Consider the following 14,975-nt stretch of genomic DNA (forward strand, 5'->3'; position numbering starts at 1 on the left):
TCTGGCCTCCCGAATTATTTGGGAGAAATAATGATGGCGAAAGAATTTGGTCGCCCGCAGCGCGTTTCACAAGAGCTGCAAAAAGAGATTGCGATGATCCTGCAGCGTGAGATCAAAGATCCACGTCTTGGCATGATGGTCACCGTATCCGGCGTTGAAGTGTCACGCGATCTCGCCTACGCAAAAGTGTTCGTCACGTTCCTTAACGACAAAGATGAAGAAGCGATTAAACATGGCCTGAAAGCGCTGAAAGAAGCGTCAGGTTATATCCGCATTCTGCTGGGCAAAGCGATGCGTCTGCGCATCGTGCCTGAGCTGACTTTCTTCTACGACAACTCATTAGTGGAAGGGATGCGTATGTCCAATCTCGTCACCAGCGTCGTGAAGAACGATGCTGAGCGCCGTGGCCCGGATGCCACTGGCGATGACGAGGAGGCGTAATGAGTCGTCCGCGTCGTCGCGGTCGCGACGTCCATGGCGTGTTGTTGCTGGATAAGCCACAAGGCGTCTCGTCGAATGATGTCCTGCAGAAAGTGAAGCGTATCTTTAACGCCAATCGCGCAGGACACACCGGCGCGCTTGATCCTCTGGCGACCGGCATGCTGCCGATCTGCCTGGGTGAAGCGACCAAGTTTTCGCAATATCTGCTGGATTCCGATAAGCGCTACCGCGTAATTGCCCGACTGGGTGAGCGTACGGACACGTCAGACGCCGATGGCAACATCGTGCAGACGCGTCCGGTCAACTTCAGTCAGGCCGATCTGGACAGCGCCCTCGAAAGCTTCCGCGGCGAAACGCTGCAGGTGCCATCGATGTTTTCGGCGCTGAAGCATCAGGGTCGTCCGCTGTATGAATATGCGCGTCAGGGCATTGTGATTGAGCGTGAACCACGCCCTATCACTGTCTATGAACTGCAGTTTATTCGCTGGCAGGATAATGAGCTGGAGCTGGAAATTCACTGCTCCAAAGGTACCTATATCCGCACCATCATCGATGATCTGGGTGAAAAGCTGGGATGCGGAGCGCATGTGATCATGCTGCGTCGCGTGCAGGTTGCCCGTTATCCGTATGAAAGGATGGTGACGCTGGAACAGCTCAACGCCCTGCTGACGCAAGCGACGGAAGCCGGTATTCCACTGGAAACACAGCTCGATCCGCTGTTGTTGCCGATGGACAGCCCCGCCTCTGATTTCCCGGAAGTGAATATCCCGACTGTCGTGGCAGATTTTTTCCGCCAGGGTCAGCCAGTGCAGGCCAGCAATGCGCCTGCGCAGGGATTGGTCCGGGTATCGGAAGGCGAAGCGCGTAAGTTTATCGGTATGGCAGAAATCGCTGATGATGGCCGTCTTGCGCCACGTCGTTTAGTGGTTGAGTATCAGGATTAAGCCAGACGTTCACTTTTCGCTGATGGGGCATTTGCGTTGCTATCGGGCGCAGAGTAGAATAGCGCGGCTTTAAAGCGGGATGCTGAATTAGAGATCGGCACCCATACATTCATTTATTACTGGAGTTTATTATGTCTCTAAGCGTAGAAGCTAAAGCAGAGATCGTTGCTAAATATGGCCGTGGTGCTAACGACAGCGGTTCAACTGAAGTTCAGGTTGCCCTGTTGACCGCGCAGATTACCCATCTGCAGGGTCACTTCTCTGAGCACAAAAAAGACCACCACAGCCGCCGCGGTCTGCTGCGTATGGTATCTCAGCGTCGTAAGCTGCTGGACTACCTGAAGCGTAAAGACGTTGCACGCTACAGCAGCCTGATCGAAAGTCTCGGTCTGCGTCGCTAAGTCTGAAGAATCTGATCGTCGGGGCATTATGCGAGCTTTTGCACTGTGTGCAGCTTACGATCAGATTTGTGCGAGTTTCGTGAAGAGGGGGCCTTTATGGCCCCTTTTTTGGAGCAATCGGCAGCAATCCGGTCCAAACTGATGTATTGTTGCTTAGTGTGATCTTTAGTTTGCAGAATTTCGCGCGGCTAATGAGAGGCTTTACCGCAGGGGCGGTCGAGGGTTGTCATTAGTCGCGAGGATGCAGCTGAAGATTGGTAATCAATGGCGGGCTACAGATAGCCATGCCCCGAAGTTAAGGACTTTGATTTTGCTGAATCCGATCGTACGCAAATTCCAATATGGTCAACATACCGTCACGCTGGAAACCGGCATGATGGCTCGCCAGGCGACAGCCGCTGTGATGGTGAGCATGGACGATACTGCAGTGTTCGTCACTGTTGTAGGTCAGAAAAAATCTAAACCAGGTCAGGATTTCTTCCCACTGACCGTGAACTATCAGGAGCGTACTTACGCTGCTGGTCGTATCCCAGGCAGCTTCTTCCGTCGTGAAGGCCGTCCAAGCGAAGGCGAAACCCTGATTTCGCGTCTGATTGACCGCCCGATTCGTCCGCTGTTCCCGGAAGGTTTTGTTAACGAAGTTCAGGTTATTGCAACCGTGGTGTCTGTAAACCCACAGGTTCACCCTGATATCGTTGCCATGATTGGTGCCTCTGCTGCGCTGGCACTTTCTGGTCTGCCGTTCAATGGCCCGATTGGCTCTGCACGCGTAGGTTACATCAACGATCAATACGTTCTGAACCCAACCGCCGATGAGCTGAAACAATCTCGTCTGGATCTGGTTGTTGCCGGTACGCAGAATGCCGTTCTGATGGTTGAATCTGAAGCTGAGATCCTGTCAGAAGAGCAGATGCTGGGCGCCGTGGTCTTTGGTCACGACCAGCAGCAGATCGTTATCGAAAATATCAACGCCCTGGTTGCTGAAGCTGGCAAACCACGCTGGGACTGGCAGCCAGAAGCCGCCAATACTGCATTGATTTCACGTGTTGCTGCCCTTGCAGAAGCGCGCATCAGCGATGCGTACCGCATCACTGACAAGCAGGAGCGTTACACCCAGGTTGGCGTCATCAAAGACGAAACCATTGCTGCGCTGCTGGCTGAAGATGAAACGCTGGATGGTTCAGAAATCGGCGATATCGTGCATAGCCTTGAAAAAACCGTCGTTCGTACCCGTATCCTGAATGGCGAGCCACGTATCGATGGTCGTGAAAAAGATATGATCCGCGGTCTGGACGTGCGTACTGGCGTATTGCCACGTACCCATGGTTCATCACTGTTCACCCGTGGTGAGACGCAGGCACTGGTTACGGCAACGCTGGGTACCACCCGCGATGCGCAGAACCTGGATGAGCTGATGGGCGAACGTACCGACAGCTTCCTGTTCCATTACAACTTCCCTCCATACTCTGTCGGCGAAACCGGCATGGTCGGTTCGCCGAAGCGTCGTGAGATTGGTCACGGTCGTCTGGCGAAGCGCGGCGTGTTAGCGGTAATGCCAAAAGCGGAAGATTTCCCTTACACCATTCGTGTTGTCTCTGAAATCACCGAATCTAATGGCTCTTCTTCAATGGCCTCTGTCTGTGGTGCCTCACTGGCGCTGATGGATGCCGGTGTGCCAATCAAAGCTGCCGTTGCCGGTATCGCGATGGGCCTGGTCAAAGAAGATGAGAAGTTTGTTGTTCTGTCTGACATCCTGGGCGATGAAGATCACCTGGGCGACATGGACTTCAAAGTAGCCGGTAGCCGTGAAGGTATCACCGCGCTGCAGATGGACATCAAAATCGAAGGCATCACGCGTGAGATCATGCAGGAAGCACTGAACCAGGCCAGGGGTGCGCGTCTGCACATTCTGGGCGTCATGGAACAGGCTATCAGCACCCCGCGTACCGAGATTTCTGAGTTCGCTCCACGCATCTACACCATCAAAATCAGCTCTGACAAGATCAAAGATGTGATCGGTAAAGGCGGCTCAGTGATTCGTGCACTGACCGAAGAGACCGGCACAACGATTGAAATCGAAGATGACGGCACCGTGAAAATCGCAGCGACCGATGGTCTGAAAGCGAAAGAAGCGATTCGTCGTATCGAAGAGATTACCGCAGAGATCGAAGTGGGCCGCGTTTACAGTGGTAAAGTGACCCGTATCGTTGACTTCGGTGCCTTCGTCGCTATCGGCGGTGGTAAAGAAGGTCTGGTTCACATTTCACAAATCGCTGATAAGCGCGTTGAGAAAGTGACCGACTATCTGCAGATGGGTCAGGAAGTGCCGGTTAAGGTGATGGAAGTTGATCGTCAGGGCCGCGTACGTCTGAGCATCAAAGAAGCGACAGAATCTAAGCCGCAGACTGAAGACGCTGCCGCGGTGATTACGCCTGAAGCTGAGTAAGACGTTGCTGATTTGCCCCTCTTTGCCTGGCAGAGAGGGGCGTTTGTATCATCGCGAGGGCGGGAATCCTTGTGCACAGCAGGCGGATGACAGGATGGTTATCCCAATGTTTGTATTCGGGAGTGGGAAATGAAGCCTTTTCTGCGCTGGTGTTTTGTTGCGACAGCTTTGACGCTGGCAGGATGCAGCAACTCCAATTGGCGTAAGAACGAAGTTCTTGCAGTGCCTTTACAGCCCACACTGCAGCAGGAAGTGATACTGGCGCGCATGGAACAAATTCTTGCCAGTCGCGCTCTCACCGATGATGAACGCGCACAGCTGTTATATGAGCGCGGAGTGTTGTATGATAGTTTAGGTCTGCGGGCATTAGCGCGGAACGATTTTTCGCAAGCGCTGTCTATAAGACCAGATATGCCCGAAGTGTTTAACTACTTAGGCATATATTTAACGCAGGCGGGCAACTTTGATGCCGCCTATGAAGCGTTTGATTCTGTACTTGAGCTTGATCCAACTTACAACTATGCGCATTTAAACCGTGGTATCGCCCTCTATTACGGCGGTCGATACAAGTTAGCGCAAGATGATCTGCTGGCGTTTTATCAAGACGATCCTAACGATCCTTTCCGCAGTCTGTGGCTCTATCTCGTTGAACGTGAGATGGATGTCGACAAGGCAAAAGTCGCGCTTCAACAGCGTCACGACAAAGCGGTCAGAGACCAATGGGGATGGAATATTGTCGAGTTCTACCTTGGAGATATCAACGAGAAAACGTTGATGGAAAGTCTCAAGGCGGACGCAACGGATAACACCTCGCTCGCTGAACATCTCAGTGAAACCAACTTCTATTTAGGTAAGTACTACCTAAGTCTGGGGGAGAAGGACGACGCGAAAGCGTTGTTCAAACTGGCGGTGGCCAACAACGTCAATAACTTTGTTGAACACCGATACGCATTGTTGGAACTGGCGCAACTCGGCCAGGCACAAGACGATTTATCAGAATCTGACCAGCAATAGCTGACGAACTTAATTTGCCTGTAAAACCTGTTAAGTCATCATCTTAAAGGATGAAGGCTTTTCTGTTCGTCAAAACTTCTAATTTGAGCCGGTTCACACTTTTTGATGAAAATGACTGAAAGTTTTCACGACGAGTTATGTAGACTGGCCGCCGCAATCTAAGAGGCACGTGTACTACATGACTGATATCCAAACCACTTTTGCTGACCTTGGCCTGAACGCCGACATCCTTGAATCACTGAATGGCATGGGCTACGTAAAGCCATCCCCAATCCAGGCTGAGTGTATTCCTCACCTGCTGGCGGGCCGTGACGTGTTAGGCATGGCGCAGACCGGGAGTGGTAAAACTGCGGCTTTCTCTCTGCCGCTGTTAAACAACATTGACCCAACTGTTAAAGCACCACAGATCCTGGTGCTGGCACCAACCCGCGAACTGGCGGTACAGGTTGCTGAAGCTATTACCGAATTCGCTAAGCATATGCGCGGCCTGAACGTGGTTGCCCTTTACGGCGGCCAGCGTTATGACGTGCAGCTGCGTGCACTGCGTCAGGGACCACAGGTTGTTGTCGGTACCCCTGGTCGTCTGCTTGACCACCTGAAACGCGGCACGTTAGAACTGTCTAACCTGCGCGGCCTGGTGCTGGATGAAGCTGATGAAATGCTGCGTATGGGCTTCATCGAAGACGTTGAAACCATCATGGCACAGATTCCAGCCGGTCATCAGACTGCGCTGTTCTCTGCAACCATGCCGGAAGCGATTCGTCGTATCACCAAACGCTTTATGAAAGATCCACAGGAAGTGCGTATCCAGTCAAGCATGACTACGCGTCCTGACATCAGCCAGAGCTACTGGACCGCTTACGGTCGTAAAACAGACGCACTGGTTCGCTTCCTGGAATCTGAAGACTTTGATGCTGCCATCATCTTCGTGCGTACTAAAAGTGCAACCCTGGAAGTGGCAGAAGCGCTGGAGCGTAGTGGCTACAACAGTGCCGCGCTGAACGGTGACATGAACCAGGCACTGCGTGAGCAGACGCTGGAGCGCCTGAAAGATGGTCGTCTCGACATCCTGATTGCAACCGACGTTGCGGCCCGTGGCCTGGACGTTGAGCGTATCAGCCTGGTTGTGAACTACGACATCCCGATGGATGCAGAATCATACGTTCACCGTATCGGCCGTACCGGTCGTGCTGGTCGTGCTGGCCGTGCGCTGCTGTTCGTTGAGAACCGCGAGCGTCGTCTGCTGCGCAACATCGAACGTACGATGAAGCTGACCATTCCTGAAGTAGAGCTGCCTAATGCAGAACTGCTGGGTGAGCGTCGTCTGGCCAAGTTTGCTGCGAAAGTTCAGCAGCAGCTGGAAAGCAGCGATCTGGACCAGTACCGTGCTCTGCTGGCTAAAATGCAGCCTGTAGATGAGATGGATCTGGAATCACTGGCAGCCGCGCTGCTGAAGATGGCACAGGGCGAACGTCCTCTGATTCTGCCACCAGAAGCACCGCGTCCGGCACGTCGCGAATACCGTGATCGTGACGAGCGTGATGGCCGTCGTGACAGCCGTGAAGCGCGTAGCGATTCTCGTGCTCCGCGTGAAAACCGCGAAAAAAGCGAAAGTCGTGATGGCGATCGTCCACGTCGCGAACGTCGTGACGTTGGCGAAATGCAGCTGTATCGCATCGAAGTAGGCCGCGATGATGGTGTTGAAGTTCGTCATATCGTTGGCGCTATCGCTAATGAAGGCGACATCAGCAGCCGTTACATCGGTAACATCAAGCTGTTCGGTACGCACTCAACCATCGAGCTGCCGAAAGGCATGCCAGGTGATATCCTGCAGCACTTCACCCGTACGCGTATTCTGAACAAACCGATGAATATGCAGCTGCTGGGTGATGCACAGCCAAACGAAGGCCGTGGTGATCGTCGTCCGGCTGGTGCTGGCGGTGAGCGTCGCAGTGGTCCAGGTGCTGGCGGTCCAGGTGCAGCCAACCGTGAAGGTGGTCGTCGCTTCTCTTCTGAACGCCGTGAAGGTGGTCGTGAAGGCGGTGGACGTACTTTCAACCGTGAAGGTAGCCGTGGTCCACGTCGTGAAGAGGGCGCTACCGCCGCTCCACGTCGTCGTGATGCATAACGACTTAACGTCGTAACGAAAAGGGAAGCCGCTGGCTTCCCTTTTTTTATGCCGGTCAGGCACCGCCGCTGATCATAACGCGCTCGCCGCTGACATAAGCGGACTCCTCAGAGGCCAGAAACAGCGCCACCTGTGCCACATCCTCCGGCAGACCAAAACGCCCCAGCGGTGTAGCCGCCAGCAGCTGCGCTTTGAGCTGCGGACTCATCCTCTTCGCAGCCAGCAATCCCTCGGTCAGGATCATTCCAGGCGCTAAGGCATTAACCCGGATATTCCTGGCGCCCAGTTCGCGCGCCAGTCCCTGAGTCAGGGTATCCACCGCACCTTTGGTGGCTGCCCAGAGTACGGAACCCGGTGTGCTGTTTTTACTGTTCAGGGCACTAAGGTTAATAATGCTGCCGCCATGCGCGGGGAAGTGACGAATCGCCTGCTGGCAGACCATCAGCGTGCCGAGCAGGTTAACGTTAATCTGCTGCTGCATCTCCTCCTGCGTTAGCGCCTCAAACTCGCCGTGATGAAAGCTGCCCGCATTGTTCACCACAATGTCCGGTGCCCCGAAACACTCTGCGGTGGTGGCAAAGAGCCGTTCCACATCCCGCAGGCGAGAGATATCTGCCTGTACTGCCACGGCTTCACTGCCCAGGGTGACGATATCGCTGACTACGTCAGCGGCCCCGACTTCATCCTGACGATAATTGACCACAACGCGCGCGCCCGCTGCGGCAAACGCGATGGCAATCGCCGCGCCAATGCCTTTGGACGCGCCGGTCACCAGTGCGATTTTATTCTGCAGTGCTTTCATTATGTCATTCTCCGCCGTAATGATTGCGTCGAAAGACTATGCGCGCTGGCACCGAAAAACGGGTAGCGCAATCCTGCAAGCTTTTTGCACAATCCTGCAAAAGTGCCGTAACGGGACAGGCATTCCGTCTGACGTCAGGTAATATCAGCACAGAGAGCGGCAGGGGGAGAGCAGAGTGGCAGAGAATGACAAGTGGCAGGCGCTGGCAGAGTTAATTGCCCGTCATGCTCCGGAGGATGGCCGGCATGCCAGTGCCATAGATTGCCTGTTTTTTGGCCGGGTTTCAGCCCCGACTGAGCCGATGCACTTTGCTCAATGGGCCAGTTTTGCGCTGGTGGCGCAGGGCGGTAAGGCACTGCATATCGGTGATGAGGTGCTGCACTATGGGCCGGGTGACCTGCTGCTGGTAACGCTGGATATGCCGGTGCGCGCCTGTGTTACCGCCGCCACGCCGGAAAAGCCGAATCTTGGCGTGGGTATTGCCATCAATGAATCCCGGCTGCGACGCTACCTTGAACAGTTTCCTCCGGCGCTGCCGCTGGGGATAGCCCCTGATGAACGTGGTGTCACCGTGCATAAGGTCTCACCTTTGTTGATGGATGCGGTCGTTCGGCTGGTGCGCCTGCTTGACCATCCGGAAGATATTGAGGCTCTGGCTCCACTCATCGAGCAGGAGATTTTCTACCGGCTGCTGACCGGGCCGGAAGGCTCACGCATCCTGAACATGGCACTGTCTGAGCGGCCGGGCAACCGGGTGGCGCAGGCTGCCCGCTGGCTGCGGGAGAATTTTCATCAGCCGCTGAAGATCGATCAGCTCGCCAGCAGTGTCGGCATGAGTATCTCTTCGCTGCATCATCACTTCAAAGCCGTCACGGCCATGACGCCGATGCAATACCAGAAACAACTGCGACTGAATGAGGCGCGACGGCTGATGATGGTGGAAAAGCTGGATGCGGGAACGGCAGGCTATCGGGTGGGATATCAGAGCGCATCACAGTTCAGCCGCGAGTATCGCCGCCTGTATGGGCAATTTCCGGCCAGGGATAGTCGTCAGCTGGCGGTGAGCCCGGATAGTATCCGCCCACCGCAAAACTGATTACAGGCTATTTGCGGCTTCCATCGCAATAGCAAACGAGCGCAGGCGCGCTTCGCGGTCAAAAATCTGGCCATTGACCATAATTTCATCCGCCTGGGTTTCACGCATCAGTGAGGCCAGGCCATGACGCACCTTGTCGGTATCGCCGACCAGCGACATGCTGAGCGCCTGCTGAACGCCATATTGCTCTGACGGCGACCAGAGGTTATCCATGTTTTCAACCGGTGCCGGTAACGGACCCGGTTTGCCACGGCGCAGGTTAATAAACTGCTGCTGCTGCGAGGTAAACAGGAAGCGCGCATCACGCTCATTGTCGGCGGCGACCACGTTAATACAGACCATGGCATAAGGCTTGTCGAGACGCGCCGATGGCTGGAAGTTCTCGCGGTAGACGTGAAGCGCCTGGAACAGCTGGTCAGGCGCAAAATGGGAGGCAAACGCAAACGGCAGGCCCATTTTTGCTGACAGCTGAGCGCTGTAAAGACTGGAGCCGAGCAGCCAAACCGGGATCTTCAGGCCCAGACCGGGCACCGGTTGCACAGGCAGCTGCGCATCCGCGTCCGCGTCGAACCAGTGAATCAGTTCAGCCACATCCTCAGGGAACGTGTCGATGTGCATGTTGGCCTGATGACGGCGCAGCGCCATCATGGTGCGCTGGTCCGAACCTGGCGCACGGCCTAAGCCGAGGTCGATACGGCCGGGATAGAGAGAGGCCAGCGTGCCAAACTGCTCACCGATCACCAGCGGCGCATGGTTAGGCAGCATAATGCCGCCGGAGCCCAGCTTGAGGGTCTCGGTATTCGCCGCCAGATAGCCAATCAGCACCGACGTCGCAGCACTGGCAATCCCTGTCATGTTGTGATGTTCAGCCAGCCAGTAGCGTTCGAAGCCCAGTTTTTCAGCCTGACGCGCCAGCGCCAGTGAATTGTGGAACGCATCCCGTGCGGTCGCGCCCTGTGGAATCGGCGCAAGATCCAGTACGGACAGGCGAAGAGGTTTTTTCTCAGACATGACTACTCCCGTTGAATGGCGCAGGCATTAAGTGAAAGCCTGCGCCATTAAGTATTACGCATCATTCCTTCTATTAAAACTGCTAACCTGTGCAGGAATATAGCCGGTATGTGCTTTTACTCAGGAGACCAGCGTCATACCCGCCAGTTTGCGCCAGTAACCGTTACAATCGCTGCCTTTCGCGACCATTAACGGTGCCTGACCGTTTTCATTAGCCCGGAAACGGTCGATCTCTGCCAGCGTTGTCACATCCTGCGGCGAGAGCCGGACGCAATCGACCTGATCGCGCATGCCCGCCAGATCGTTACCCAGGTTATAACAGTAGCCGCTCATGGTCTGAATGCCATTGAGGACGAACACCTGCTGTCCTTCCTGGGAATTAACGCGACGGCCTGTCGGATAGCTGATGCAGCAGGTTTCGCACTCATCTTTCGCGCGGTTTTCCGAGCGGGCGGTGAAGCAGCGCGCCGAGAGCGCCAGCGGCAGATGACCGTAGCCCAGCACCTCCACCTCAAACTGCTGGCGGATGCCCCGCGTCTCGCACTGATCCAGCAGCTGTAGCAGCCAGTCACGGGACATCTCTACCGGCATACACCAGCGCGTCATGCCCTCTCTGACCAGCAGCTGCAGCGTGTCGGCGTTATAAACATTCAGTGTCGGACCGGCGACAAAAGGCAGATGGCGTTCAGCGGCCATGTTGACCGTACCGATATCATTGGCTTCAATCAGAAACTCGCCGTTCTCAACGTAACGCTGCAGCTCTTTCAGCTCAGAGGGTGACTGCAGCAGCGCCAGCGTACTCAGCACCACCTGTTTGCCGCTGGCCGCGACTTCACGGGCCAGATCCATCCAGCGCGCATAGGGCGTGGCGCGGCGTTTACTGCACACCGCTTCACCCAGATAGATAATATCTGCGCTACTGCGGGCGGCCTGCTGGTAGAAATCTTCCAGCGTCTCGGTCGGCCAGTACCAGAGCACCGGCCCAAGGGCATATTGCATCATGACTCCTTATTGCCATTCACGGTGATAAGCACCCAGCGTGGTTTGCGTGCCTTCGGAGAGATCGCCCAGCGTCTGCATCCACTGCGGCGCGACTTCAAACTGTTCCGGCTGCGCTTTGCAGCGATCGATCGCCTGACGCCAGACGCGCGCCACATCAGCGACATAGGCGGGACTGCGCTGGCGGCCTTCGATTTTCACTGAGGCGATGCCTGCCCGCAGCAGCTCCGGCAGCAGTTCCAGAGTGTTGAGGCTGGTGGGTTCTTCCAGCACGTGATAACGCTGATCGTTAACCTCATACCGTCCTTTGCATAGCGTCGGGTAACCTGCGCTTTCATCGGGCGCGTAGCGATCAATCAGCACTTCATTAAGACGCGACTCCATGCCCTGCGGCGTCTGCTGCCAGCGTACAAATTTTGCCGGGGAGCAGGCGCCCGCGCTGTTAGGTGATTCGCCGGTCAGCCAGGAAGAGAGGTAACAGCGGCCTTCTGCCATAATGCACAGACTGCCAAAGGCGAATACCTCCAGCGGCACCGGTGTGCTGCGCGCCAGCTGTTTAACCTGATGAATCGACAGCACGCGCGGCAGCACGACGCGCTGCAGATTGAAGTGGCGATGGTAAAAGCGAATCGCCTCCAGATTAGTCGCCGAGGCCTGGACAGAGAGATGACGCTCAACCTGTGGATAGTGCTTCGCGGCATACTCCAGCGTGGCGATGTCGGCCAGGATCAGTGCGTCGGCGCCGTTTTGTGCCGCCACATCAATCGCACGCTGCCAGCGTCCCATGCCATCCGGATGGGCAAACGTGTTGATCGCCACATGCAGTTTGCGGCGATGCTGATGCAGATAGCGCGCCGCTTCAGCCAGCTTTTTATCGGTGAAGTTCAGGCCGGCAAAGTGACGGGCATTGGTGTCATCTTTCAGCCCCACATAGACCGCATCCGCGCCATTCTCTACGGCGGTGCGCACTGCGGGTAAATTTCCTGCCGGGCAGAGCAGTTCCATAGGTGTTCCTCTCAACATGCGATGGGCGTCGAGTCTAGGCATCTGGTCCGGCGAGCATGTTGATTTGGGGCAGAGAAATTCCAGTTCATCTGCCCTGGCGGCGCTTTTTTTCCCTTAACAGCAGCGGTTTTTATTGATCTCAGAGGAGGCGCGCCGAAAAGGATATGGCAATATACGTAAAATTTTCTGAAGGGAGTGATGAAAGTGTTAGAGCGGATACATGCCCATTGTGTGAAAAACGGTCCAAAAATCTTAGGGTTACCCGCAGCGCTTACCCCATTCCCGGTCAAAAAGTTGCTTCTGCAACAACTCTTAAACTGGCAATTTCGCCATGCTTTGGCTGAAGGTGAGTTAGACTTTCTGGACGGTCGCCTGCTGGGTATCGAGATTGCCGATCTCAATCTGCAATGGATCACCACGCTGCAGGACGGCCGACTGGCGGTATTGCAACAGCCCGAAGCGGATGTCTGGTTTCGGGGCAATGCCAATGATCTGTTGCTGGTGGCAGCACGTAAAGCAGATCCCGACATGCTGTTCTTTCAACGCCGTCTGGTGATTGAAGGTGACACAGAACTGGGACTTGAGGTGAAGAACGTAATGGATGCTATTGAACCCGAGGCTATGCCCACCGCGTTACGCACGGCAATTGAACAGATGGCGGCATTTGTCGACGCCGGCATGAAACAGGACGCGAAAGCCACACAGGCACGCGCGGGTGCTGCATGTTGATCCGTAGCGAAATTGGTGTAGATGCTGCGGGCATCGACGCACTGCTCAGACGCTGCTTCAGAACATCCGCCGAGGCGGAACTGACTCAGGCGCTGCGTGAAGATGGCCTGCTGACGTTAGGCGTGGTCGCCACGGATGAGGAAGGACAGGTGCTGGGTTATGCCGCATTCAGTCCGGTCAGCGTTCAGGGTGAAGATCGCGGCTGGGTGGCGCTGGCACCATTGGCCGTCGATGAGACGCTGCGCGGTCAGGGTCTGGCCAGCAAGCTGATTTATGAGGGGCTGGATACGCTCAATGAATTTGGCTACAGCGCGGTCGTGGTGCTGGGCGATCCGGCGCTGTTCAGCCGTTTTGGTTTTGAACCGGCGGCACGCTACGGCCTGCGCAGCCGCTGGCCGGGAACAGAGGCAACGTTCCAGGTTTACCGTCTGGCGGATAACGCCTATGAAGGCGTGGAAGGGCAGATCGACTTCGCTGAACCCTTTAATCGCCAGCCGTAATACCCAGCCAGCTCTCCAGACTGATCGGCTGACCCGCCACCAGCAATAACTTCTGCTGGCGGGTCAGTTGCTTAACCTGATACTCCAGTCTGGAGGCGCTGGCGCGATCGCCCGCTTCACAGTGAAACACCAGATCCAGCGGACCTTTGCCGCGCAGCGCGCGGGCACCGCGTCCGCTCTGGTGTTGAGCGACCCGACGCTCCACATCGGTGGTGATGCCGGTGTACAGGCTCCCTTTCGCCGTCCGGACGATGTAGAGTTGCCACTGCTGACTCATCGCAATCATTTCCCAAAAAAAGGTGCCGGGCAGTGTAGCGCGCTTCACGCCCTGGTGCACCGCCAGGAGTTTATCTTGTCCGATCACGCCCATCTGGTTCGCTACCTCAGAAAGCAGCATGTGCTTTCACTCTGCTGTACCGCCGACGATCAACTGTGGTGCGCTAACTGCTACTACGTCTTTGATGAGACGCGTATGGTCTTCTGGATCATGACCGAACCTGATACTCGCCACGGCGAATTAATGGTACAGAATCCGCAAATTGCGGGCACCGTTAATGGCCAGCCCAGAAGCGTACTGCTGATTAAAGGCGTGCAGTATCGTGGCCGGATCAAAAGGCTGGAGGAGGCCACAGAACAGATTGCCAGAGCCGCTTACCAGAAACGTTTTCCGGTCTCACGCAAAGTGTCGGCACCGCTGTGGGAGATTGTGCTGGATGAGGTGAAGATGACGGATAATGCGCTGGGGTTTGGCAGGAAAATTGGCTGGCTGCGGGAGGAATAAAAGCGCCCCTTTCAGCTGAAAAGGGCGCAGCGGGTTTACAGCGCTTCGAGGATCCGCAGGGATTCACGATTAAAGGCCGGTAAATCGGCCGGGGTGCGGCTGGTCACCAGCTTATCGCCGTCTACCACTACTTCCTTATCATGGAAGTCAGCACCGGCATTGATCAGGTCAATGGCAACGGCCTTCACGGTGGTCATCTTGCGACCGCGCACACCATTCGCGCTAATCAGAAGCTGTGGCCCGTGGCAGATGGCAAAGATCGGTTTGCCGCTGGCGACAAACTCTTTGGTAAAGGCTACGAAACGATCGTCGCCGCGCAGTGAGTCAGGTGAATGACCGCCTGGCAGCAGCAGGGCGTCAAATTCCGCCGGGCTGACATCATCAATGCTGCGATCGATGGTCACTTCCGCTTCGCCTTTCTTGCCTTTAACGACATTACCGGCCTGTTTTTCGATGGTAACCACCTCAAAACCAGCGCGTTTGTAAACTTCCGCAGGTGAGGTAAATTCTGAGTCTTCAAATTCATCGGTAATCAAAACCGCAACTTTCTTGCTCATTTTTTTTCCTCCTTAAAACGAGTGGAGCGCGAGACGCGCTATCCGGATAACGCTGTAAGCCTGGTCGCTGAGAGTGAGAACGCAAGCCAGCCCGCTAAGATCAGCTATCTTTTAAGCTATA

The 14,975-nt window shown here is 55.5% G+C and carries 17 protein-coding genes; 11 read left to right on the forward strand and 6 right to left on the reverse strand.

Annotated elements, in window-relative coordinates; all coding sequences use genetic code 11:
• Nucleotides 1-33 precede the first annotated feature (33 nt).
• From rbfA to ACN1CO_RS11985, 7 genes are all read left to right on the forward strand, one after another.
• Complete coding sequence (gene rbfA / locus ACN1CO_RS11955) at nucleotides 34-441, forward strand: 30S ribosome-binding factor RbfA (RefSeq protein WP_090963920.1); 408 nt, start codon at nucleotides 34-36, stop codon at nucleotides 439-441.
• Entirely contained in the window at nucleotides 441-1,385 is a 945-nt protein-coding gene (gene truB / locus ACN1CO_RS11960) for a tRNA pseudouridine(55) synthase TruB (RefSeq protein WP_419139133.1), read from the forward strand. Before rbfA ends, truB begins: the two co-directional genes overlap by 1 nt.
• 131 nt (nucleotides 1,386-1,516) lie before the next feature.
• Complete coding sequence (gene rpsO, locus ACN1CO_RS11965; protein WP_003851063.1) at nucleotides 1,517-1,786, forward strand: 30S ribosomal protein S15; 270 nt, start codon at nucleotides 1,517-1,519, stop codon at nucleotides 1,784-1,786.
• A 310-nt stretch (nucleotides 1,787-2,096) separates the two neighbouring features.
• Nucleotides 2,097-4,232, forward strand: coding sequence for a polyribonucleotide nucleotidyltransferase (gene pnp, locus ACN1CO_RS11970; protein ID WP_419139134.1), 2,136 nt, complete (start codon nucleotides 2,097-2,099; stop codon nucleotides 4,230-4,232).
• Between the two features lie 129 nt (nucleotides 4,233-4,361).
• Nucleotides 4,362-5,246 carry a lipoprotein NlpI gene (gene nlpI / locus ACN1CO_RS11975; protein WP_010251765.1) on the forward strand — a complete coding sequence of 295 codons (885 nt, stop codon included), beginning with the start codon at nucleotides 4,362-4,364 and terminating at the stop codon, nucleotides 5,244-5,246.
• Between the two features lie 105 nt (nucleotides 5,247-5,351).
• Nucleotides 5,352-5,408, forward strand: coding sequence for a protein YrbN (gene yrbN, locus ACN1CO_RS11980; RefSeq protein WP_098053093.1), 57 nt, complete (start codon nucleotides 5,352-5,354; stop codon nucleotides 5,406-5,408).
• 16 nt (nucleotides 5,409-5,424) lie between these two features.
• The gene (locus ACN1CO_RS11985; protein WP_419139135.1) at nucleotides 5,425-7,374 is read left to right on the forward strand and encodes a DEAD/DEAH family ATP-dependent RNA helicase; all 1,950 of its coding nucleotides are present in this window, start codon (nucleotides 5,425-5,427) and stop codon (nucleotides 7,372-7,374) included.
• Between the two features lie 55 nt (nucleotides 7,375-7,429).
• Here ACN1CO_RS11985 and ACN1CO_RS11990 read toward each other — a convergent pair whose 3' ends face one another.
• The gene (locus tag ACN1CO_RS11990) at nucleotides 7,430-8,176 is read right to left on the reverse strand and encodes an SDR family NAD(P)-dependent oxidoreductase (protein ID WP_419139136.1); all 747 of its coding nucleotides are present in this window, start codon (nucleotides 8,174-8,176) and stop codon (nucleotides 7,430-7,432) included.
• A gap of 175 nt (nucleotides 8,177-8,351) precedes the next feature.
• Here ACN1CO_RS11990 and ACN1CO_RS11995 point away from each other — a divergent pair, with 175 nt between their 5' ends.
• Entirely contained in the window at nucleotides 8,352-9,272 is a 921-nt protein-coding gene (locus ACN1CO_RS11995) for an AraC family transcriptional regulator (RefSeq protein WP_419139137.1), read from the forward strand.
• Here ACN1CO_RS11995 and ACN1CO_RS12000 read toward each other — a convergent pair whose 3' ends face one another.
• The 3 genes from ACN1CO_RS12000 to ubiU all read right to left on the reverse strand — a co-directional run bounded on the left by ACN1CO_RS12000 (nucleotide 9,273) and on the right by ubiU (nucleotide 12,287).
• The gene (locus ACN1CO_RS12000) at nucleotides 9,273-10,283 is read right to left on the reverse strand and encodes a luciferase-like monooxygenase (protein WP_419139138.1); all 1,011 of its coding nucleotides are present in this window, start codon (nucleotides 10,281-10,283) and stop codon (nucleotides 9,273-9,275) included.
• 120 nt (nucleotides 10,284-10,403) lie between these two features.
• Nucleotides 10,404-11,282 carry a U32 family peptidase gene (locus ACN1CO_RS12005; RefSeq protein WP_419139506.1) on the reverse strand — a complete coding sequence of 293 codons (879 nt, stop codon included), beginning with the start codon at nucleotides 11,280-11,282 and terminating at the stop codon, nucleotides 10,404-10,406.
• 9 nt (nucleotides 11,283-11,291) lie between these two features.
• Nucleotides 11,292-12,287 (reverse strand): ubiquinone anaerobic biosynthesis protein UbiU, encoded by a 996-nt coding sequence (gene ubiU / locus ACN1CO_RS12010; protein WP_419139139.1) that lies wholly within the window; start codon nucleotides 12,285-12,287, stop codon nucleotides 11,292-11,294.
• 198 nt (nucleotides 12,288-12,485) lie between these two features.
• Here ubiU and ubiT point away from each other — a divergent pair, with 198 nt between their 5' ends.
• Nucleotides 12,486-13,016 (forward strand): ubiquinone anaerobic biosynthesis accessory factor UbiT, encoded by a 531-nt coding sequence (gene ubiT, locus ACN1CO_RS12015; RefSeq protein ID WP_419139140.1) that lies wholly within the window; start codon nucleotides 12,486-12,488, stop codon nucleotides 13,014-13,016.
• Entirely contained in the window at nucleotides 13,010-13,516 is a 507-nt protein-coding gene (locus ACN1CO_RS12020) for a GNAT family N-acetyltransferase (protein WP_419139141.1), read from the forward strand. Before ubiT ends, ACN1CO_RS12020 begins: the two co-directional genes overlap by 7 nt.
• On the opposite strand, the gene ACN1CO_RS12025 is transcribed toward ACN1CO_RS12020, so the two are convergent.
• Nucleotides 13,500-13,793, reverse strand: coding sequence for a GIY-YIG nuclease family protein (locus ACN1CO_RS12025; RefSeq protein ID WP_175501489.1), 294 nt, complete (start codon nucleotides 13,791-13,793; stop codon nucleotides 13,500-13,502). The two genes, ACN1CO_RS12020 and ACN1CO_RS12025, sit on opposite strands and share 17 nt — an antisense overlap.
• A gap of 75 nt (nucleotides 13,794-13,868) precedes the next feature.
• Between ACN1CO_RS12025 and ACN1CO_RS12030 the strand changes: the two genes are divergently transcribed.
• Nucleotides 13,869-14,297, forward strand: a complete 429-nt coding sequence (locus ACN1CO_RS12030) for a YhbP family protein (protein WP_419139142.1) — start codon at nucleotides 13,869-13,871, stop codon at nucleotides 14,295-14,297.
• A gap of 35 nt (nucleotides 14,298-14,332) precedes the next feature.
• On the opposite strand, the gene ACN1CO_RS12035 is transcribed toward ACN1CO_RS12030, so the two are convergent.
• Complete coding sequence (locus ACN1CO_RS12035; RefSeq protein WP_136196842.1) at nucleotides 14,333-14,854, reverse strand: type 1 glutamine amidotransferase domain-containing protein; 522 nt, start codon at nucleotides 14,852-14,854, stop codon at nucleotides 14,333-14,335.
• Nucleotides 14,855-14,975 lie beyond the last annotated feature (121 nt).

Source organism: Pantoea sp. R13S299 (assembly GCF_048515925.1).
GTDB lineage: Bacteria > Pseudomonadota > Gammaproteobacteria > Enterobacterales > Enterobacteriaceae > Pantoea.